Genomic DNA, 18,734 nt, shown 5'->3' with positions numbered 1-18,734 from the left:
ATTTATTCGTGGTGTGTGCGGATCATGTGGGTATTCTGTACGGTAGGCGGCTGCAGCTGCTGGCGCGCCGCCGCCTCTTTAATGCGGGCATGGTTGGCCAGCTGGGCCTGCTGCCATTGCAGACGGCGGAATTCTTCTTCCAAGTCCAAGGCGCGGCGGTGCTCTTTTTCCAGCGCGATAAACGATTCGCGCGAGCGGTCCTGCACGGTGACCACGGCCAGCGCCGAGAGCACGGTGAGCACAAAGAGGACGATATTGATTTTGTTCATCAGGCTTCAAACCTCCCCGCCGTGCGTTCCGCCACCCGCAACACCGCCGAACGCGCGCGCGGATTGGCCGCCACTTCGGCCTCGCCGGCCTTTTGCGCCTTGCCGATTTCCAGCAAAGGCGGCTGCGGTCGTTCGCTTTCTTTCACCATCGCCCATTTGGGCAGGGGCTGCGGCCGACTGTGGCGGCGGATAAACTGTTTCACCATACGGTCTTCCAAAGAGTGGAAGGCAATCACCGCCAAGCGGCCGCCGGTTTTCAGGTAGCCTGCTGCCTGCGGCAGCACGGCGGCTACTTCTTCAAGCTCACGGTTGATGAAAATCCGAACGGCTTGGAACGTCCGCGTCGCCGGGTCTTGACCGCGCTCGCGAGTACGGACGACTTCCGCCACGAGTTTCGCCAGCTGGCCGGTTGTAAGGATGGGGCTTTCCTGCCGCCTTGCCACAATTGCGCGCGCAATCTGGCGACTAAACCGCTCTTCACCATAATTTTTGATGACCTCGTGAATGTCTTGCTCGGCCGCCTCGGCCAGCCATTCGGCCGCCGACTGGCCGCGGGTGGTGTCCATGCGCATATCCAAAGGCGCATCGAAGCGGAAACTGAAACCTCGGCTGGCGTCGTCGATTTGCGGCGAGGAAATGCCCAAGTCAAACAGCGCACCGTCGATTTCTCGGATGCCCAAACCGTTTAAGGCTACCTGAAAAGCGGCAAAGCCTTCGTGCACCACCGCCACACGCGCATCTTGCGCCGCCAGTTCGCGCGCCACCGCAATCGCCTGCGGGTCTTTGTCGAACACCACCAAACGGCCGTGTTCGCCCAAACGGGACAGAATCAGCCGCGAATGGCCGCCCCTGCCGAAGGTGCCGTCCACATACACGCCGTCGGGGCGCACATTCAGCGCGTCCACCGCCTCGTGCAAAAGCACCGTGGTGTGGGTAAACACTTCGCCGCTCATAAACGGAACCCCGCTTCGGCCAATTCGGCATCCAGCTCGTCGGCATCCATGTCGAGCAAGGCATTCATATCGGCCTCCCAACGCTCACGGCCCCACAGCTCCAAGCGGTCCACCCGTCCGACCAAAGTCACTTCCTTATCGAAATCCACCCGTCGGCGCAGATGCGCGGGCAGCAAAATACGGCCGGCCGAATCCAGCTCCAAGGTTTCCGCATTGTGCAGCACCATGCTCTGGTAACGCTTGGCGTGCGGCTTGCCGTTAACGTCCATGGCCATAATGGCCGCCGCGGTTTTCTGCCACTCTGCTTCCGGATACAGCAGAAAATGCGAACGCGAATCCAGCGTCACCACCAGCGCAGGCGAGTAATGGCGCGACAACAGCTCGCGGAATTTGGCCGGTATCGCCAAACGCCCCTTGCTGTCGATGCTCAATTCGTGCATGCCGCCAAACACTGCGCCTACCTCGTCTTGTCAATTTAGGGAAAACGGCACACTTCACCCCACTTCTCCCCACATTGCGACACTATACGGCAGTTTTTTGATTACAGTCAATGAAGCCCGGCAGAAAAATGATTTATTAACAATTCATTCCGATAAACCGACACACCCATCCGCCCTAACCGCACCCCGCCTGCCCAAGCGCCTGCCGCCGCGCCTTTGGCAAACATCAATTAAATCTTTATAATCGCAGCCCTTTTTCAAACCGTCTGCCAACCCTGCCGCCATGACCCACACCGACTTGCCCACCCCCGCGCCGGAAGCCCTGCACGCCTCGCAAACCCTCACCGGCCTCATCCGGCAGCGCATCGCCGCCAACCAGGGCTTCCTGCCCTTTGCCGACTTCATGCAGATGGCGCTCTACCAGCCCGAATACGGCTACTACACCGGCGGCGCACACAAAATCGGCGCGGCGGGCGACTTCATCACCGCCCCCGCGCTCACCCCCCTGTTCGGCCTCACCCTCGCCGTCCAACTCCGCGCCCTGTTGCCGCAAACCGCCGGCTGCGTTTACGAATTCGGCGCCGGCACCGGCGCGCTGGCCGCCCAGCTGCTGCCTGCCCTTTCAGGTAGCCTGCAGCACTATTACATCATCGAAGTGTCGCCCGATTTGGCCGAACGGCAACGCCGCCACATCGCCGAACACGCCCCCGAACACCTTGCCCAAGTCAGCTGGCTCGCCGAACTGCCCGCCGCCTTCGACGGCATCGCCATCGGCAACGAAGTGCTCGACGCCATGCCCTGCGACATCGTGCGCTACCAAAACGGCCGCCATTGCCTGATGGGCGTGGCCGAACAAGACGGCGGTTTGGCGTGGCAAAGCGCCCCCCTGCCCGCCGAATTACACGCCGAAGCCGCAGCGCTGATTCCGCCGCTCGAAGGCTACACCAGCGAATTGCACCGCCAGCAGCAGGCTTTTATCCGCACCGTGGCCGCCAAACTGCACCGCGGCGCCCTCATCTGGATCGACTACGGCTTCGACGCCGCCCAGTATTATCATCCGCAGCGGCATCAGGGCACCCTCATCGGCCACTACCGCCACCACGCCGTGCACGACCCCTTCCGCTATATCGGCCTCACCGACCTTACCTGCCACGTCAACTTCACCGCCATCGCCGAAGCCGGCTGCGACAGCGGCCTCGACCTCATCGGCTATACCACTCAAGCCGCCTTTTTGCTCAACCTCGACATCACCGACGCGCTCGCCGCCTGCGGCGACAGCGCCGGGCCCGACTACATCCGCGCCGCCGCCGCCTGCCAAACCCTGCTCGCCCCGCACGAAATGGGCGAGCTGTTTAAAGTAATGGCCTTCGGCAAAAACATCGATGTGGATTGGCAGGGCTTTGCCGCCGGCGACATCTGCCACCGTCTCTAAGCCTCCATTCAACTCAAAGTTTCCGCTCCAATACGCCATCCAAACAAAGGCTGAGACCTTTGCAAAGCCTCCAGATGTGGATGCAGTTCAAGGCGTAGCAGCGCAGCGAGTGCAGACATATCACACGATAGGCAAGCGAGCGAGCAGCGCACAACGCAGAAATGCGCCGCAGATGCGGGTTTTGCAAAGGTCTCAGGCTACCTGAAAACCGCCCACCCGCGTTTCAGGTAGCCCACGCCTCAAGCCGCAAGCCTTGGCGTATAATCGCGCCTTTTCCCTTACCCATTCCTTTCCATGCAAAACGACCGTTGGCTGATCCACCGCCGCCTGGCCGAAGACACCGCGCAGCGGCTGGACATCGTGACCGCCACCCCGCAGCATGTTGTGTTGTTCGGCGCCGATGCCGACCACAGCCGCCGCCTGTTGGCCGAACGCTATCCCAAAACCGTATTCAGCGAATACGATGCGCGCGCCGATTTTCTGCAGGCCTCGGCCGAAGCCCGCCGCAGCGGCTGGTGGCAGAAGCTCACCGGCAAAAACAGCGTCGCCCAAAGCTGCCAGCCGCCCGATGCCGCCCTGCCCGAAGCGCAGGCCGACTGGCTGTGGGCCAATCTGGGGCTGGTACCGGCTGCGGCCGTCCCCGTGCCGGTGTTGGAAAACTGGGCGCGCGCCCTGAAAACCGACGGCCTGCTGTTTTTCACCCATTTCGGCATCGACACCCTCGCCGAAATCACAGGCTACCTGAAACAGCAGGGCATCCGCGCCGACAGCCCGTTTACCGATATGCACGACCTAGGCGACATGCTGTTTCACCACGGCTTTTACGACCCGGTGATGGACACCGCCAAGCTGCACCTGAACTACGCCCGCGCCGACACCTTCTGGCAGGACATGGACACGCTGGGCATTTGGCAGGTGCTGTCCTTCGACAACGAAGCCGCCGCCCGCGCTGCGGTGAACCGAGGTTTTGCCGATGGTATTTTGGGCAGCGTGACCCTAGAAACCGTTTACGGCCACGCCCTCAAAAAACTGCAGCTGCCCGCCAACGAACAGCCGGTGCAGTTTTACCCCCGACCGCGCTGAGCGCTTTTGTCCATTATGTCCGACCGTCTGCCGTTTGCCGTCCGCCTCACCGATTTCTGCCAGCGCTTCGCCGAAACCGCGCCGCAGGTTTACCGCTTTGCGGCCCGGTTTTGGCTGTGGCTGGGGCAGGCCTATCTGTTGCTGGCTCTGGCCTTGACGCTGCTGCTGGCTTTGGCGCTGCCGTTTCTGCTGCTGTCGCCGCCTGCCGGGCTACTGGCGTATGTGGCGGAGCGGTGGTTTCCCGCCATCGCACCCTTGCTGTGGATGCCCGGCGCACTCCTGCCTTTGCTGATGTTTGTCTGGACGCTGGAGTGGTTTTTTACTTACTGCTCCATCATCCGCACCGCCTGGCGGATACCCGCCCCGCCAGAAGGCATCCGTCTGCAACGGGAAGAGGCGCCGGACTGGTTTGCTCTGATAGACGAAGAAGCCCGCGCCTGCCGCATCCGCATCCACGAAGTTTGGCTGCACGACGAATACGGCCTCTACAGCGCGCAGCGCCGCCTGTTCGGCCTGCCTTGGCGCAACCGCCTGCACATCGGCCTGCCGCTGTTGCAGAGCTTGGATGCCGACAGCCTGCGCCCGCTCATCGCCTACCAAGCCGCCCACCTGGCCGAGGGCTTCAGCGGCGCCAACGACACACTGTGGCTGCAACGGCGCCGCTGGGTGCAGCTGGCCGAACAATTTGAAGGCCGTTTGCTCGCGCCCCTGTTCCGGCCGCTCGTCCGCCGCTATCTGCCCTTTGCCGACATTTGGTGGCACACCCTGATGCGCCAGCAGGTGTTGCAGTGCGACCAAGCCGCCGCCCGCCGCTATTCAGGTAGCCTGTATGCCCAGGCCATGTGCCGTCTGCACGTGTTCGGTCTCGATTTCGACCGCCATTACTGGACAGCAGTTTGGACGCAGAGCGAACAGCATCTGCGCCCGCCGCAACTGCCCTTCGCCCATTACCCCGCGGCACTGGACGACATCCGCCAACGGCACCACGCCCGCCTGCAGGCGCATCTGCAAGCGCTGCTCCAAAGGCCCGCCTACATTCACGACAACCACCCCACCCTCGCCTGGCGGCTGGAAGCGCTGGACGAATATCCGCGCCTCTCGTTGGCCGAGGGCAACGCCATGCACCTCTTGGGCAAAGCCGCCGACCCGCTGGTGGCGGAAACCGACCGCCGATGGTGGGCCGACGCCCGCGACAACTGGCGCGAACGCTATCAACAAGGCCAAACCGCCGTCCGCCGCCTGCAGGAACTCGACGCCGCCGCCGAAGCCGCGCCGCTGTCTTTGGACGAAACGCTGGAGCGCGCCTGGCTCACCGAGCGCGTCCGCCAAGACCGCGATGCCGCCTTCGCCTTACTGGAAGCGAGCTACCGTCAACATCCCGCACATCCGCCGCTGATGTTCGCCTACGGCCGCCAGCTGCTGCTGCGCGACGATGCCGACGGCACCACCTTGGTGCGCCGCGCCGCCGAACTCGACGAAGGGCTGATTTTCGCCGCCGCCGAAGAAGAGGCCGACTACCACCGGCGCAACGGCCGCCATGATGCCGCCGCCCACTACCAAGACCTCGCCGACCAGCGCCGTTACGAAGAAGAACAGGCCGGCTTCGAGCGCGCCGAATGGTTGCCCGACGACCCGCTGCAGCCGCCCGCCCTCAAGGAAAGCGAACTGGCCGACTGGCTGCGGCACATAGCCGATATGCCCGAAATCGACCAGATTTATATGGCCCAAAAAACTGTACGCCATCTGCCGCAGCGGCCGCTGTATGTGATCGGCTACACCCTGCGCCTGCCCCGCCACACGCCCGACCGCGAAGAGCGGGCCGAGCACCTGCACCAGCGCCTGCTCAAGCTCCCCTTCCCCCACGAATTCTTCCTCATCCGCCTCGACAGCCGCAGCCGCCCCTACCGCCGCGCCTTGCAACGCGTGCCCCGTGCCCGCGTACGCTGATGCCGCTGTTGCTCCCGCTCGGGCGGCCAGTCAGCCTGCCGCCGCCACTTCAAAACTTAGGCAGAAAACAGGCGGAAACACCATTTTGCAAATCAGCGAAGCCCCGGCAGGTTCCGTCTGCATACAGCAGGCTACCTGAAAGCTTTTCAGGTAGCCTGAAGACCTTCTCCTGCACCCCAACACCGCTGCGCGTTATACTGTGCCCCTTTCCGAATTGTTCATTCCCGCAAAAGCGAGCTTGATATGCTATACCGTTGGCTGTTGGCCCTGAAAAAACCGAGTAACCGTTTATGGGTGGAACCCGCCTTGGGCGCCGTGCTGGCCACCCTGTTTGCCTTTGCCGCCCGCCTGCTCAACATCTGGCTGCCGCCCGACACCCTTCCTGAGATCGAACTGGGCACGCTGGAGAGCCTGTTGGAGGTGATCTCCTCCAGCATGCTGGCGGTGAGCACCTTTTCACTGTCGATTATGGTATCGGCCTTCGCCTCCGCCGCCAGCAGCGCCACGCCCCGCGCCACCGAACTGGTGATGGGCGACGACACCACCCGCACCGCGATTGCCAGTTTCATCTCCGCCTTTATCTATGCCATCATCGCCAAAACCGCGCTGGGCATGGAGTTTTACGGCCAAAACGGCCGCTTCGTGCTGTTTGTGAGCACCGCCTTGGTATTGGCCTACCTGATCGTTACCCTGATCCGCTGGGTGCACACGCTCTCCCAATTGGGGCGCATGGGTAATACCTTAGACAAAATCCATACCGCCGCCTCGGCCGCCGTGCGCGCTTACCGCGCCCGGCCAAACATGGGCGCGGCCTGGCAGGGCAAACCGCACGCCGATGCCGCCGTACTGTATGCCCAGAGCAACGGCTACCTCGCCCACATCGACATGGCCGGCCTGCAGAAACGGGCGGAAGAAGGCGAGGGCTACATCCACATTCAGGTGCGCCCCGGCGAATTGATTATGCCCGACACCCCGCTGGCCACCGTCAGCGGCGGCGACATAGACACGGACACACTGCGCGGCTGCTTTATGCTCGACGTGGGCCGAGATTACGCCCAAGATCCGAGCTGGGGCTTCGTGGTGCTGAGCGAAGCCGCACAACGGGCGCTGTCGGCGGCGGTTAACGACCACGGCACCGCCATCAATGTGATGACGCGCATGATGCGTCTGCTGCTGGACCATCCGAAAGCGGAACAGAAAGACGGGCCGGTTTACGACCGCTTGAGCATCGTGCGCCTAGACGAAGGCGAATGGATACGCGACGGCTTCGCCCCCATCGCCCGCGACGGCGCCGGCGTGGCCGAAGTGGGTTTGGTGATGCAGAAAGTGCTGGCCGGCATCCGGCGCGGTGCGCCCGAACCGGCGGTGGCCGCCGCTGCCGAGACCATGGCGCAACAGGCTTTGGCGCGGGCGGAGCAGGTTTTGGACTTCGACGGCGACAAACAAGCCCTGCGGGAAAAACACCGCCGTTTGTTTATCGACACGCTCTGAAACACCTGTGCAAAACAGAATCAAGGCTACCTGAAACCGTTTCAGGTAGCCTTGATTTCGCTGTGTCGCGCACCCTACGCATGAGCCTGAGACCTTTGCAAAACCCCCAGATGTGGATGCAGTTCAAGGCGTAGCAGCGCAGCGAGCGCAGACATATCATATAGATAGGCAAGTGAGCGAGCAGCGCACAACGCAGAAATGCGCCGCAGATGGGGGTGTTGCCAAGGTCTCAGCCTGCTCTCAGCACACATTCAGGCCGCGCCGGTGCACGTTCCATTGTTCTTCCCGCGCTTGCAAAGCCGCATACAGATGCGCCCGCGCCGCTTCCAGCTGCAAGGTGCCGCAGAGAAAAACATCGACAGCGGCAAAACCGTATTCCGGCCATGTGTGGATGCTGAGATGGGATTCCGCCAACAGCAGCACGCCGGTGACGCCGCCCCCTTCGCCGAAGGTATGGAAGTGGCCGCCGAGTATGGTGGCGCCGGCGGCTTGTGCCGCGCCCTGCAGCGCGGTTTTCAGGTAGCCTTCGTCACGCAGCAGATGCGCGGGGCAGCCGTAAACATCCAGCAGGCCGTGCCCGCCCGGACGGTGACTCATTTGTGTCCGCCCGTATAGCCGCCGACAAAGCCGCCGCCGCCGTGGGAACGGCTGCCGCCTTGCCCGTCGCTCACCAGACTGTAATTGGTCACGGTGCCGATGAACATCGCCGCAATCGCGCAGACTAAATACATACCTTTAGACATGGTTCCACCTTCCTGGAAAAGCGGCCGACAAGGGCAGCTTACGCTTCATCATCTTGATTCGGCTCGTTCATCAAACCGGCAAACCGGCCGGCACGGATAATAAACCAAGCCACGGCGGCCGTGATCCCGGCCACCAAGGCAAACCCTGTGAAGCCGTCTCTGTCCAGCGCGGTCAATATGGCCGGCAAATTGATGAGGACAAAGACATACTTCAGCAGCTTGGGCCAGCTGAAGGCTTGCCGGTCGGGCGTCATCTTGGCCTGATAAGCCGGCGCATCGGCCTTCAAACCGAACCACTCGCGGATGTGCGCGTAGCTTACCGGCGTGCTCTTGCTCCACGCCACTTCGGACGGCGAACGCTCGATGCACAACTTGCTCTGGCCTTGGTCGTAATCGGTATAGTAGTTCACGTCGTCGGCGCGGATGTGCCAGTAGAAAGCGCCGACGGCATAACGCACCCGCCCGCCGTAGTCATACAGCTTGCGGCCGTTGCGCGGCACCAGCGACTGCCCCTGCAGAGTCGGCCAGCGGTTTAAGGTTTCCGACACGCTCCATTCGCCTTGGCGGGTTTCCACCAACCACAAAAATCCGCTTTGCGGTTCGAACAGCAGGTATTCCGTCCACTGCCCTTCGGGATAGAGCTCTTGCACATAGCCGCCGTGCAGCATCCGCCAAGCATCGTCGGGATCCAGCTCGTCTTTGCACACCGCGCCGATCACGGTATAGGTTTTGCCGTTGATGCGGCCTTGCGCACCCAAAGGCAGGGTCAACCGCCGCTGTTGTTCCTGCCGCATTCCGTTTTGCCGCACCAGCTCGGCTTTGCCGCCGTCGGTGCTCAAATCGCTGTGGCAGCTGGGGCAGATGACGGTGGGCGTAAGGCCGGCAATCCACTGCACTTCCGAGCCGCAGTTGGGACAGCTTTCCGCGCGGCGCGAGCCTTTCAGCCGGCCCGCGCTGTCGGCGATGGCGTCGCTACTGCGGATGTGGCCGAGTTTGAGCTCTTCCAGCGTCACGCCGCGGCCGACAAAGATTTCCGGCGGTTCGGCGGCGTAGTCGGTGGTCAGAAACAGGTGTTCGCAGCGCCAGTCGGCCACGCGGTTGGTCATTTGCGGCGGCAGGGCAAAGGGCAGCTCGCCTTCGGCCGCCGCCTGCGAAAGGATGATGTGGCGCACATCGGAAGCGACAAACGCTTTGTCGCGGTACACCAAACGGCTCTCGCCGGCCGCCAAGGCATCAAACGGCGGCGGTTCGGCGGCCGGGCGCTCGGCTGCGGGCACGGTGAACACATATTGGTCGCCCGCCTCGGCCAGCCAGCCGCTGCTGCCGTCGTCGAACAGGGCATACCATTCGTTCCACACGCCCACGTCGTAACGCGCCTGCAGGCGGCCGACCAAAGTGAAGTTTTGCGTGCCGAAGGTGCCGGTGGTGCCGATTTGCAGCGGGCTGAAGTCTTCCAGCAAGGCGGAGTCGCGGCCGGTGTCCACCACGCCGTCGTCCTGCCGCAGCAGCAGGCTATTGCAGTAGCCGCACACCAGCGTGACCGCCGTGGCCGAATGGGCGTGCACGGGGGCGCCGCAACTGGGGCAGTCGGTCTTGAAGAAGGGTTCGCTCATGGGGAAAATCCATTTGTCGGCACGCCGTGTCACGGCGGTTCGGGCGGCACAGAGGCTACCTGAAACCACCGGCAGCCAACATTTGCTCATGCCGCGGCAGCGGTTGGTTTTCAGGTAGCCTTTTGTTTAGCCGATCAGCTGTTTCAACACTTCGGCTTTGGCTTTTTCATAATCTTCGGCAGAAATCAAACCGCCGTCCAACAGGCTTTTCAGCTTGCCCAATTTGGCTTGCGGATCGTCCGCTGCCGGGGCGGGCGAAGTCACTTCGGCGACCGCAGCAGCAGCCGGGGCGGCAGGCGCGGCTTGTGCGGCGGGCTGCGGCGCTTGGCCGAAGCCGGCGGCCATCGCACCGGCCATCGCTTGGCCGATGCCCGCGCCTACGCCCACACCGGCGCCGAGACCGGCCAGGCCGCCTTCGTTCTGTGCCGCCATCGGAATGGCGGTGGCGGTTTGGTATTGGGTGAACTTGCCCATGTCGCCGATGATGCCCATCGACATTTTGCTGTCCAGCGCCTTCTGCACGTTTTCGGGCAGGGTCACGCTTTCCACGGTGAAGCTTTCCAGCGTCAAGCCCAGCTTGGCAAATTCGGGCAGCAGCAGCTCGGTCATTTTTTGCGACAACAGCACTTGGTTGGCCGCCATGTCCAAAAACGGAATGCCGGAAGTGCCGAAAGCGGCGGCCAGCTGGGTCATTGCGATATTGCGCAGCTGCTGCTCCAACTGTTCGCCGCTGTAAGACGACACCACGCCGCTTACCTCTTTAAAGAAGGCGGCCGGATCGCTGATGCGGTAGGCATACATACCAAAAGAGCGCAGCTGGATCACGCCGAAGTCGCTGTCGCGCACGGTAACCGGCTGGGTGGTGCCCCAACGGCGGGCCAGCTGCTGGCGGGTATTAAAGAAATACACGTCCGACTTGAAAGGCGATTGGAACAGCTTGTCCCAGTTTTTCAGGTTGGTCAGCAACGGCAGGGTTTGCGTGGTCAGCGTGTAGCGGCCGGGCGCAAACACGTCGGCAGTCACACCTTCGTCCACAAACATTGCCATCTGCGCTTCGCGCACCGTGAGGCTGGCGCCGTTTTGGATTTCCTGATCGGCCACCGGGAAACGCCACACCAAGGTGGACGGATCCGGATCCGGCCATTGGATCACATCGATAAACTGCTTCTTGATAAAGTTGCCCAGCATCTTCTTTTCCTTTTTTGTCAAACGTGTTCAGGTAGCCTCAAATGGCGCCGACACGCCGAAACTCAACCCACCAGACAGGCCGCGTTCAGCAGCCCAACCGAAACCGACACCGCCGCACACAAAGTGCCCACCGCCACATTATTGGCAGCCAGCTCGCCGGAAGCATCCGGCACCAGGCGGGTGGCGGCAAAATACACGATGATTTGAATCACTGCGGCGGCCAACCCCCACAGCATGAAGTCCAGCAAGTGGATGTTGTTGGCAATGCTGGTGGCCAGCGGCAGGCAGAATCCCACCAGCGCCCCGCCGAACGAGAGGGCGCAAGCCAAATTGCCCTCCTTAATCAGACGCAACTCGGCCGCCGGCGTGCAGCGCAGATAGACGGCGGCAAACACCACCACCATCACGATGCCGACGGCCAGGTATTGCAGATACAGCACATATTGGCTCAGGGAAATACTCACGGTTTGCTCCCACAAAACTCTGTTGCAGATGCGGTTGATTATGCCATATCCGTCCGCCGCCTGCAGAATGGATGTGGCCGGGTGGAGACCGCCACGCGCCGCATCCAAACACAAAAAAAGCCGAAACTGCCTGAATCAAGCAGTTTCGGCCCGTTTAAGCCGGCCTCAGTCGCGGCGGGTTTCCACTTGCTGCAGCGCCTCGGCCAACGGCGGTTCGACGGCGGCGGGCGGCAAATCGGAGCGGCGCAGACCGCGCGACGGCTCGGGCACGGCTTCAAGCGGCGGCAGATCGGTTCTGGTCTGCACCCACACCAAACCGCCCAAATCCAAGCTGTCCACGGTTTCCTCCACCTTGGCCGCCATCGCATGACGCGATACGGGCTGCTGGCGCGACAGAAACTCGGTGCTGGCCCAGCTGCGCGGCTTGTCGGCTTCGGCAGGCGACGCCGCTACGGATGCCGGCTCCGCTGTCGTCGCCCGGGTGGCGGCAGCAGGCACCTCCGCCTCCGGTACCAATGGCTCGGCGGCCATCTCGGCTTGTGCGCCAGCAGTCGGCTCATCGGCCGGCGTTGATTCAGGCTGCGCCGCTTGCTCAGCTTCAGCGGCCGGTGCTTCTTCTGGCGCGGCGGCAAACACAAATGTGGGCTGCGCTTCGGCGGCTTCGTCCTCATGCATCACCGGCAAGCTAATGATTAAGGGCGCTTCGCTGTCTGCCGATGCAGATGCCGGGTTTTCAGGTAGCCCGACCGGCTCGACAGACGGCTCGACCACCTGAGAATGGATGCCGAAAACGTGATCGGCAGCGGCGCGGACCAAATCGGCCTGCAAGCGGATGTCCAAATACTGGATGATTTTTTGTGCCGAAGCGATATTCCGCTGACGGCCTCTGCCTTTTTGGTTGCGCCGTTCGTTGCCGCCGGAGCGATCCTGACGCTCGCGGTTGCCGGAGCGGCGCTCACCGTTGCGGCCTTTGGCCTGGCCGCCCTCTTGGACAGCCGGTACAACTGCCGGATTCGGCTCGGAAGCGGCAGGCGCATCGACTTTAGAAACGGCAGGTGTCTCACCCTGTGACAAAGCAAGTGCCGCTTCAGGGGCTACCTGAACAGCTTCGTCCTTGCGCTGCTGACGGCGCTGGCGGCGGCGGTTGCCTTCCTGCTGATTGCCCCCTGCTTCGGCTCGGTTTTCCGCTGCTCGTTCGCGGCGGTTTTGCTCTTGCGGACGGCCGCGGCCGTTATGGTCGGCTTGCGCCTTGTTGTCGCGCTTGGGCGCACGGTTTTCGCCGCCTTCTGCCGAAGGCTGCACACGGTTTTCCGCTTCCGCTGCTGGACGGGGCGGCTGCTGGCGGCTGCGTTGGCGCTGATGCGGCGCTTTACGCGAACGGTTGCCGCCCGGATGGCGGTTGCCGTTGCGCTCGATTTTCGGCTCTTCGGCCGCACCGCTGAATACTCGGCCGAACCAAGCGCAGATTTTGTCCCATAAGCCGGTGGTTTTCTCTTCCACCACCGGCGCAGGCTGGCTGTGTTTCACGCCTTTCACCGCCGGCTCGGGCTTGGCCGGTTTGGCCTGACGGCCCACCTCCAAAGTCGGCTCGCCGTTTTCCGGCTCTTCCACCCGTTTGTAGCTCGGTTCGGGATCATCTTCCACATTGTCGGGGCGCACACGGGTAACGGTGTAGTGCGGATTTTCCAAACGCGGATTCGGAATCATCAGAATCGACACGTCCAGGCGCTCTTCCAAACCGAACAGCTCGGCGCGTTTTTCATTCAAGAGGAAAGTGGCCACGTCCACCGGCACTTGGGCATGCACCTCCTCGGTGTTGTCCTTCATCGCCTCTTCCTGAATGATGCGCAGCACATGCAGGGCGGTGGATTCGATGCCGCGGATAAAGCCGGTGCCGCCGCAACGCGGACAGGCGGTGTGGCTGCTTTCGCCCAAAGAGGGCTTCAGGCGCTGGCGGCTCAATTCGAGCAGACCGAAGCGAGACAACTTACCCATTTGCACGCGGGCACGGTCTTTCTTCAAGGCATCGCGCAAGGTATTTTCCACATCGCGCTGATGCTTGGGGTTTTCCATATCGATGAAATCGATCACGATCAGGCCGCCCAAATCGCGCAAACGCATTTGGCGTGCCAGCTCTTCGGCCGCTTCCATATTGGTTTTGAAGGCGGTGTCCTCGATATCGGCACCGCGGGTGGCGCGTGCGGAGTTCACGTCCACCGACACCAAAGCCTCGGTGTGGTCGATCACAATCGCGCCGCCGGAAGGCAGGCTGACCGAGCGCGAAAACGCGCTTTCGATCTGATGTTCGATCTGGAAACGGGAAAACAGCGGGATGTGGTCGTCGTAGTGTTTGAGCTTGCCCACATTGTTGGGCATCACATAGCTCATAAACTCCTGAACCTGCTCATAGACTTCTTGATTGTCGATCAAAATTTCGCCGATATCGGGGCGGAAATAATCGCGGATGGCCCGAATCAGCAAGGAGCTTTCCATAAACAGCAGGTAGGGCTCGTGGTGGGCTTGGCCGGCGGCCTCGATATTTTGCCAAAGTTGCAGCAGGTAATTGAAATCCCACTGCAATTCTTCCACGCTGCGGCCGATGCCGGCAGTGCGCGCAATCAGGCTCATGCCGCGCGGCACGTCCAATTCGGCCATCGCCGCCTTCAGCTCTTGCCGCTCCTCGCCTTCAATGCGGCGCGACACGCCGCCGCCGCGCGGATTGTTCGGCATCAACACCAAATAACGGCCGGCCAAGCTGATGAAGGTGGTCAGCGCGGCGCCTTTATTGCCGCGCTCGTCTTTTTCCACCTGCACGATGACTTCCATGCCCTCGCGCAGCACGTCCTGAATGCGGGCGCGGCCGCCGTCATAATCTTGAAAATAAGAACGGGAAACTTCCTTGAACGGCAAAAAGCCGTGGCGGTCGGTACCGTAATCGACAAAGCACGCCTCCAAAGAGGGCTCGATGCGGGTAATCACGCCTTTATAGATATTGCCTTTGCGCTGTTCTTTGCCCAGCGTTTCGATATCGAGATCGAGCAGCGTTTGCCCGTCCACGATCGCCACGCGCAACTCTTCGGCCTGCGTGGCATTGAATAACATACGTTTCATTGGTGTTCACCTTCAATTGGCAGACACCCGAACGGTAATCAGTTTTTGAGCTTTTGAAGAAGCTGTTCCAAATCGGCCCCTGACCGCACCCAAGGCTGGCCCGGCAAACCCGTCGGTGGAAGGGCCTCAGGCTACCTGAAGCGTCCTATGCCGCCGAAAACAGCCCAAACGGCATGGCGGCAAACCGCAGCCAACCGCCTGAGCGGGCAGAAATGAAACATGGTTTCCGTATGGAAAGAAAGAATAAAGAACAATGCCGCCTGCGGCTTGGGCCGCAGGCAAAAAATCGGTGCCGTATCTTCTCATATCGTCCGCCGCCGCAAGATGGAACCGGCGGCACAGGCAAAACCTGCGTCTTAGGCCGGCGCGGCAGGGCGGATAAAGTCAAACTTAATTACCCGTTTCCCGGCAGGCTTTGGCGGGCCGGCCGAAGAATATCGTTGCGGGTGGTCTTTTTGCGCTAAAATATTTCAACAATACATCTTGTTTGCCGGCTACCGTTTTCTTGTTTTCAGGTAGCCTTTTCATCTTTGGTTCAACAGCCAAACAAGACCGCGCGGATTATAGAGAAAATGCCCACGATTAGCAAAGATTCAGTCAACTATTCCCATATCGACGAAACCGATGCCGGCCAACGGCTCGACAACTATCTGGCCAAAATCCTCAAAGGCGTCCCCAAGAGCCACATCCAACGCATCATCCGCGCCGGCGAAGTGCGCATCAACAAAAAACGCGCCAAACCCGAACAACGGCTGAATCCCGGCGACCAGGTGCGCATTCCGCCCGTCCGCACCGCCTGCAAAACAGCCGCCGCGCCGGCACCGGCGCGCGAATTCGATACCGTATTTGAAGACGACGCCCTGCTGGTGATCAACAAGCCCAGCGGCGTCGCCGTACACGGCGGCAGCGGGGTCAGCTTCGGCGTCATCGAACAACTGCGCCGCGCCCGCCCCGAAGCCCGCTATCTGGAATTGGTGCACCGTCTCGACCGCGACACCAGCGGCCTGTTGATGATTGCCAAAAAACGCAGCGCCTTAGTCAGGCTGCACGAAGCCCTACGCCAAGACCACCCCAAGAAAATCTACCTCGCCCTAGGGGTGGGTCCTTGGCCGGCCGACAGCCGCCACGTCCGCCTGCCCCTGCTCAAATACACCGGCGCCCAAGGCGAAAAAATGGTGCGCGTTTCCGAAGAAGGGCAAAGCGCACACACCATTTTCCGCGAACTGCAACGCTTTTCAGGTAGCCTGCTGCACAGCATCGGCCTCTCCGAACTCAGCTACGTGGAAGCCACCCTGAAAACCGGCCGCACCCACCAAATCCGCGTCCACATGCAAGCAAAACAGTGCCCGATTGCCGGCGACGAACGCTACGGCGACTACACCGCCAACAAACGCCTGCAAAAACTCGGCCTGAAACGCATGTTTCTGCATGCCCACCGCCTAGAAATCAAGCACCCCCTCAGCAACGAGCCGCTCAAGCTGCAAGCACCGCTGCCGCAGGAGCTGCAAAATCTGTTGGATATGCTGCTGCCCTTTGCCGCCGAGCACAGTTATTAAAACCTTCCATCCTCTTCTCGCAAAATGGCTTTAAGAAGCAGAAACCGCCGATTTCAGACAGAAATGCTTGCTGGATAAAACACCTGCAAGCATTTTTATTTTTCTTTTGAGAGGCAACACCACAAACATGAATTTTTAATCCCCCTGCATCCTTACAATAAAGATCATGAACGAATTCTTAGCAATTAACTGCTCACTAATCATATTTGAGAAGGGGCTTAGGAAGCAAAATTCATTTTAAGGGATTCTCGCGCAACATTCCCAACAGCACTTTATACAAATCGTCATGCCTGTGATTGAAGCGGAACTCAGTTTCTTTTAAATGCAGGTAAAACGTATGCTTCGGCACCCCGTTAAATGGTACCAAGCGATGCTTCGCGTAGCTCCAAAAAGATTCGATACCGTTGATATGCTGAGCGCCGCGAGCAAATTCATTATCACCATGACGCACTCTGAAGTGCTTCGCGAAGCCCATATCGACCAATCCCTGATAACCGCGCCATCCATCAGTATGAATGACGCTCTCAACAGAGATATGTCCTCTGATAACCTTTTGTAACGTTGCTTTTGAAGCATCGGAAACGATTTCGGTATAAACCTTGTCATCTCGTTTGAGTATGCCGAAAACAATCGTTTTACCGCCTGCACCTTGCCCGCGTTTGCCGCGGATACGTTTGGCACCGAAATAGGATTCGTCCAATTCCACTATGCCGCACAAAGGTGTCTGCCGCTCACATTCGTCAGCCAATCGTCGCCGTAGTTTCAGGTACAGGCTGTTGATGTTTCTGACACTGATCCCTGTCAGTTTGGCGGTGTCGGAAGCGGTCAGATCCAAGGAGAAAAGCCGCAGGATTTGCCGGAATTTGGGCTCGGTAATTTTGCTGAACTTTTGGTATTTGTTTTTTAATTTCATTTCAGAATCTTATCACTGAATTTGGTGATTTTGCTTCCTAAGCCCCTTGAGAAATAACAGATCAAAGCTCATCAGAATCCAAAAATCAATGATTTTATATAATTTACAGATATTTAACTCACACAGCACTGCCAAATACTTCTTTCCACTTGATAAAGATTCTTAACATTGATACTATTATTGCTGTGACTGGCTTGGCATCTTCGCCACACCGTCCAGTATGCAGATCCGAATATGCATCTTCACATTCCCATACTCTCTTGATCAGGACTGTTTCCATGAATCTCTTATCTAAAAAAAGCATTTTGGCAATTGCCTGCGCCTTAGCATTGGGCGCTTGCGGCAGTAGCGGCAGCAGTAGCAATCTGTCCGTACAACCCGAGGCACCGAAACCACAAGCCCCCCAGCAGCCTCAGGAGCCTACTCCGAAACCTCAGGAACCTGCTCCGAAACCTCAGGAACCTGCTCCGAAACCTCAGGAACCTGCTCCGAAACCTCAGGAACCTGCTCCGAAACCTCAGGAACCTGCTCCGAAACCTCAGGAACCTGCTCCGAAACCTCAGGAACCTGCTCCGAAACCTCAGGAACCTGCTCCGAAACCTCAGGAACCTGCTCCGAAACCTCAGGAACCTGCTCCGAAACCTCAGGAACCTGCTCCGAAACCTCAGGAACCTGCTCCGAAACCTCAGGAACCCAATCCAGGTGCCGGTCAAACTTTCGGTCAGGTTCTTGGTCAAACCTTTGTCCAAGGCGGGGCGGGAGCCAAAGGACCTGAATGGATGGTTCGAACCCACAACGGCAACGACCAACACAATGGCGCCCTGATCAGCATTCAAAACGATACCGGCATCGTCAACGGCGGCCGTTCCGCTGCCAACCAAGATTTTGAAAGCTTTATGATTGACGGGAAACAGATTCTGCTGCTGGGACGGGCCAGAGACAAAAACAGCGGCGGCATCACACTGCGCCGCATCGGAGCCGAAGACTTCCCCAATGGCGGCTTCAACCCCAAAGACACCAACAATCCGGGCTGGATGGGCAGCATTGGCAGAAGTGCCAGCTATGGTGAATTTTCCGCCATCCGTTACGGCGTCTACACCGACGCCAATAATGTCAGCCATTTATTTGTACATGGTAAACCGGCTAGCTATATGCGCGGCAGCGGTCGCTATGAATACACGGGCAGCGCCGTGCACGGCAAAGACGGGGTATACAGTGGCCTGCGCAATGCCGTTACTGCCGTTGTTGACTTTGACAACAAAACCGTCGATGTAAGCATCGCATTACCGAAGCAAGGTGAATTAACCATTGATCCGCTCAAATTCGGCGGCTCCATCAGCGGCAACACCTTCTCCGGTAAACAAAACGGTGTGGAAACCCGTGGCGGTTTCTTCGGCTACGACGACATGGGCGGCGTATACAATGTGTTGGATGGCGCCCACAAAGGCTATAATGGTGTGTTTGGCACCACCGAAGGCAAACGCTTGCCTTGATGTTGCCAAAAGTATCCGCTGACAACCTACCTCAAGGC

The 18,734-nt window shown here is 60.1% G+C and carries 17 protein-coding genes and 1 pseudogene; 6 read left to right on the top strand and 12 right to left on the bottom strand.

The genetic code is table 11. From position 1 onward, the window contains the following. Positions 1-2: 2 nt before the first annotated feature. The 3 genes from ftsL to mraZ are packed head-to-tail and all read right to left on the bottom strand — an operon-like array spanning position 3 to position 1,674. Positions 3-269, bottom strand: coding sequence for a cell division protein FtsL (gene ftsL, locus H3L94_RS01370; RefSeq protein ID WP_009118967.1), 267 nt, complete (start codon positions 267-269; stop codon positions 3-5). Next, positions 269-1,222 (bottom strand): 16S rRNA (cytosine(1402)-N(4))-methyltransferase RsmH, encoded by a 954-nt coding sequence (gene rsmH, locus H3L94_RS01365; RefSeq protein WP_009118968.1) that lies wholly within the window; start codon positions 1,220-1,222, stop codon positions 269-271. Before rsmH ends, ftsL begins: the two co-directional genes overlap by 1 nt. Next, the gene (gene mraZ / locus H3L94_RS01360) at positions 1,219-1,674 is read right to left on the bottom strand and encodes a division/cell wall cluster transcriptional repressor MraZ (RefSeq protein WP_182122358.1); all 456 of its coding nucleotides are present in this window, start codon (positions 1,672-1,674) and stop codon (positions 1,219-1,221) included. The genes rsmH and mraZ overlap by 4 nt, the downstream gene beginning before the upstream one ends. Before the next feature lie 271 nt (positions 1,675-1,945). Between mraZ and H3L94_RS01355 the strand changes: the two genes are divergently transcribed. After that, the gene (locus H3L94_RS01355; RefSeq protein WP_182122357.1) at positions 1,946-3,094 is read left to right on the top strand and encodes a class I SAM-dependent methyltransferase; all 1,149 of its coding nucleotides are present in this window, start codon (positions 1,946-1,948) and stop codon (positions 3,092-3,094) included. An 8-nt stretch (positions 3,095-3,102) separates the two neighbouring features. Here the strand turns inward: H3L94_RS01355 and H3L94_RS12235 are convergent. Beyond that, positions 3,103-3,290, bottom strand: a pseudogene (locus H3L94_RS12235) (lipoprotein signal peptidase). 98 nt (positions 3,291-3,388) lie between these two features. Between H3L94_RS12235 and H3L94_RS01350 the strand changes: the two are divergent. From H3L94_RS01350 to H3L94_RS01340, 3 genes are all read left to right on the top strand, one after another. After that, positions 3,389-4,177, top strand: a complete 789-nt coding sequence (locus H3L94_RS01350; protein ID WP_182122356.1) for a methyltransferase — start codon at positions 3,389-3,391, stop codon at positions 4,175-4,177. A 15-nt stretch (positions 4,178-4,192) separates the two neighbouring features. Next, a complete protein-coding gene (locus tag H3L94_RS01345; RefSeq protein ID WP_182122355.1) occupies positions 4,193-6,124 on the top strand; it encodes a M48 family metallopeptidase in 1,932 nt (643 codons plus the stop codon). 243 nt (positions 6,125-6,367) lie between these two features. After that, entirely contained in the window at positions 6,368-7,615 is a 1,248-nt protein-coding gene (locus H3L94_RS01340) for a DUF2254 domain-containing protein (RefSeq protein WP_182122354.1), read from the top strand. Between the two features lie 74 nt (positions 7,616-7,689). Here the strand turns inward: H3L94_RS01340 and H3L94_RS12230 are convergent, their stop codons facing one another. The 7 genes from H3L94_RS12230 to H3L94_RS01310 all read right to left on the bottom strand — a co-directional run bounded on the left by H3L94_RS12230 (position 7,690) and on the right by H3L94_RS01310 (position 14,734). Then, the gene (locus H3L94_RS12230) at positions 7,690-7,866 is read right to left on the bottom strand and encodes a lipoprotein signal peptidase (RefSeq protein ID WP_244958792.1); all 177 of its coding nucleotides are present in this window, start codon (positions 7,864-7,866) and stop codon (positions 7,690-7,692) included. Then, on the bottom strand, positions 7,856-8,212 hold the full coding sequence (speD, locus tag H3L94_RS01335) for an adenosylmethionine decarboxylase (protein WP_182122353.1): 357 nt from the start codon (positions 8,210-8,212) through the stop codon (positions 7,856-7,858). Before speD ends, H3L94_RS12230 begins: the two co-directional genes overlap by 11 nt. Beyond that, positions 8,209-8,358, bottom strand: coding sequence for a hypothetical protein (locus tag H3L94_RS01330; RefSeq protein WP_182122352.1), 150 nt, complete (start codon positions 8,356-8,358; stop codon positions 8,209-8,211). The genes speD and H3L94_RS01330 overlap by 4 nt, the downstream gene beginning before the upstream one ends. A 38-nt stretch (positions 8,359-8,396) precedes the next feature. Continuing rightward, positions 8,397-10,061 carry a DUF4178 domain-containing protein gene (locus H3L94_RS01325; protein WP_182122351.1) on the bottom strand — a complete coding sequence of 555 codons (1,665 nt, stop codon included), beginning with the start codon at positions 10,059-10,061 and terminating at the stop codon, positions 8,397-8,399. A 36-nt stretch (positions 10,062-10,097) separates the two neighbouring features. Further along, positions 10,098-11,156 carry an SPFH domain-containing protein gene (locus tag H3L94_RS01320; RefSeq protein ID WP_182123073.1) on the bottom strand — a complete coding sequence of 353 codons (1,059 nt, stop codon included), beginning with the start codon at positions 11,154-11,156 and terminating at the stop codon, positions 10,098-10,100. A gap of 65 nt (positions 11,157-11,221) precedes the next feature. Next, positions 11,222-11,623, bottom strand: a complete 402-nt coding sequence (locus tag H3L94_RS01315) for a DUF350 domain-containing protein (protein WP_182122350.1) — start codon at positions 11,621-11,623, stop codon at positions 11,222-11,224. 165 nt (positions 11,624-11,788) lie between these two features. Continuing rightward, positions 11,789-14,734 (bottom strand): Rne/Rng family ribonuclease, encoded by a 2,946-nt coding sequence (locus tag H3L94_RS01310; RefSeq protein WP_182122349.1) that lies wholly within the window; start codon positions 14,732-14,734, stop codon positions 11,789-11,791. 572 nt (positions 14,735-15,306) lie between these two features. Between H3L94_RS01310 and H3L94_RS01305 the strand changes: the two genes are divergently transcribed. Next, complete coding sequence (locus tag H3L94_RS01305; protein ID WP_182122348.1) at positions 15,307-16,290, top strand: RluA family pseudouridine synthase; 984 nt, start codon at positions 15,307-15,309, stop codon at positions 16,288-16,290. A gap of 232 nt (positions 16,291-16,522) precedes the next feature. Here the strand turns inward: H3L94_RS01305 and H3L94_RS01300 are convergent, their stop codons facing one another. Beyond that, on the bottom strand, positions 16,523-17,203 hold the full coding sequence (locus H3L94_RS01300) for an IS1595 family transposase (RefSeq protein WP_182122347.1): 681 nt from the start codon (positions 17,201-17,203) through the stop codon (positions 16,523-16,525). A gap of 278 nt (positions 17,204-17,481) precedes the next feature. Between H3L94_RS01300 and H3L94_RS01295 the strand changes: the two genes are divergently transcribed. Continuing rightward, positions 17,482-18,696, top strand: a complete 1,215-nt coding sequence (locus H3L94_RS01295) for a transferrin-binding protein-like solute binding protein (RefSeq protein WP_182122346.1) — start codon at positions 17,482-17,484, stop codon at positions 18,694-18,696. The last annotated feature ends 38 nt before the right edge of the window (positions 18,697-18,734 follow it).

The sequence above is a fragment of the Neisseria shayeganii genome (genome assembly GCF_014054965.1).
Lineage (GTDB): Bacteria > Pseudomonadota > Gammaproteobacteria > Burkholderiales > Neisseriaceae > Eikenella > Eikenella shayeganii.
This window is presented reverse-complemented; position numbering and strand designations above follow the sequence as displayed.

Bases quoted from the DNA above. Each gene is read 5' to 3' on its own strand.
- H3L94_RS01345 (WP_182122355.1), top strand. From the start codon at position 4,193: ATGTCCGACCGTCTGCCGTTTGCCGTCCGCCTCACCGATTTCTGCCAG.
- speD (WP_182122353.1), bottom strand. From the start codon at position 8,212: ATGAGTCACCGTCCGGGCGGGCACGGCCTGCTGGATGTTTACGGCTGC.
- H3L94_RS01330 (WP_182122352.1), bottom strand. From the start codon at position 8,358: ATGTCTAAAGGTATGTATTTAGTCTGCGCGATTGCGGCGATGTTCATC.
- H3L94_RS01295 (WP_182122346.1), top strand. From the start codon at position 17,482: ATGAATCTCTTATCTAAAAAAAGCATTTTGGCAATTGCCTGCGCCTTA.
- H3L94_RS01340 (WP_182122354.1), top strand. From the start codon at position 6,368: ATGCTATACCGTTGGCTGTTGGCCCTGAAAAAACCGAGTAACCGTTTA.
- H3L94_RS01310 (WP_182122349.1), bottom strand. From the start codon at position 14,734: ATGAAACGTATGTTATTCAATGCCACGCAGGCCGAAGAGTTGCGCGTG.
- H3L94_RS01350 (WP_182122356.1), top strand. From the start codon at position 3,389: ATGCAAAACGACCGTTGGCTGATCCACCGCCGCCTGGCCGAAGACACC.
- H3L94_RS01325 (WP_182122351.1), bottom strand. From the start codon at position 10,061: ATGAGCAAATGTTGGCTGCCGGTGGTTTCAGGTAGCCTCTGTGCCGCC.
- H3L94_RS12230 (WP_244958792.1), bottom strand. From the start codon at position 7,866: ATGTGTGCTGAGAGCAGGCTGAGACCTTGGCAACACCCCCATCTGCGG.
- H3L94_RS01300 (WP_182122347.1), bottom strand. From the start codon at position 17,203: ATGAAATTAAAAAACAAATACCAAAAGTTCAGCAAAATTACCGAGCCC.
- H3L94_RS01305 (WP_182122348.1), top strand. From the start codon at position 15,307: ATGCCCACGATTAGCAAAGATTCAGTCAACTATTCCCATATCGACGAA.
- H3L94_RS01355 (WP_182122357.1), top strand. From the start codon at position 1,946: ATGACCCACACCGACTTGCCCACCCCCGCGCCGGAAGCCCTGCACGCC.
- rsmH (WP_009118968.1), bottom strand. From the start codon at position 1,222: ATGAGCGGCGAAGTGTTTACCCACACCACGGTGCTTTTGCACGAGGCG.
- ftsL (WP_009118967.1), bottom strand. From the start codon at position 269: ATGAACAAAATCAATATCGTCCTCTTTGTGCTCACCGTGCTCTCGGCG.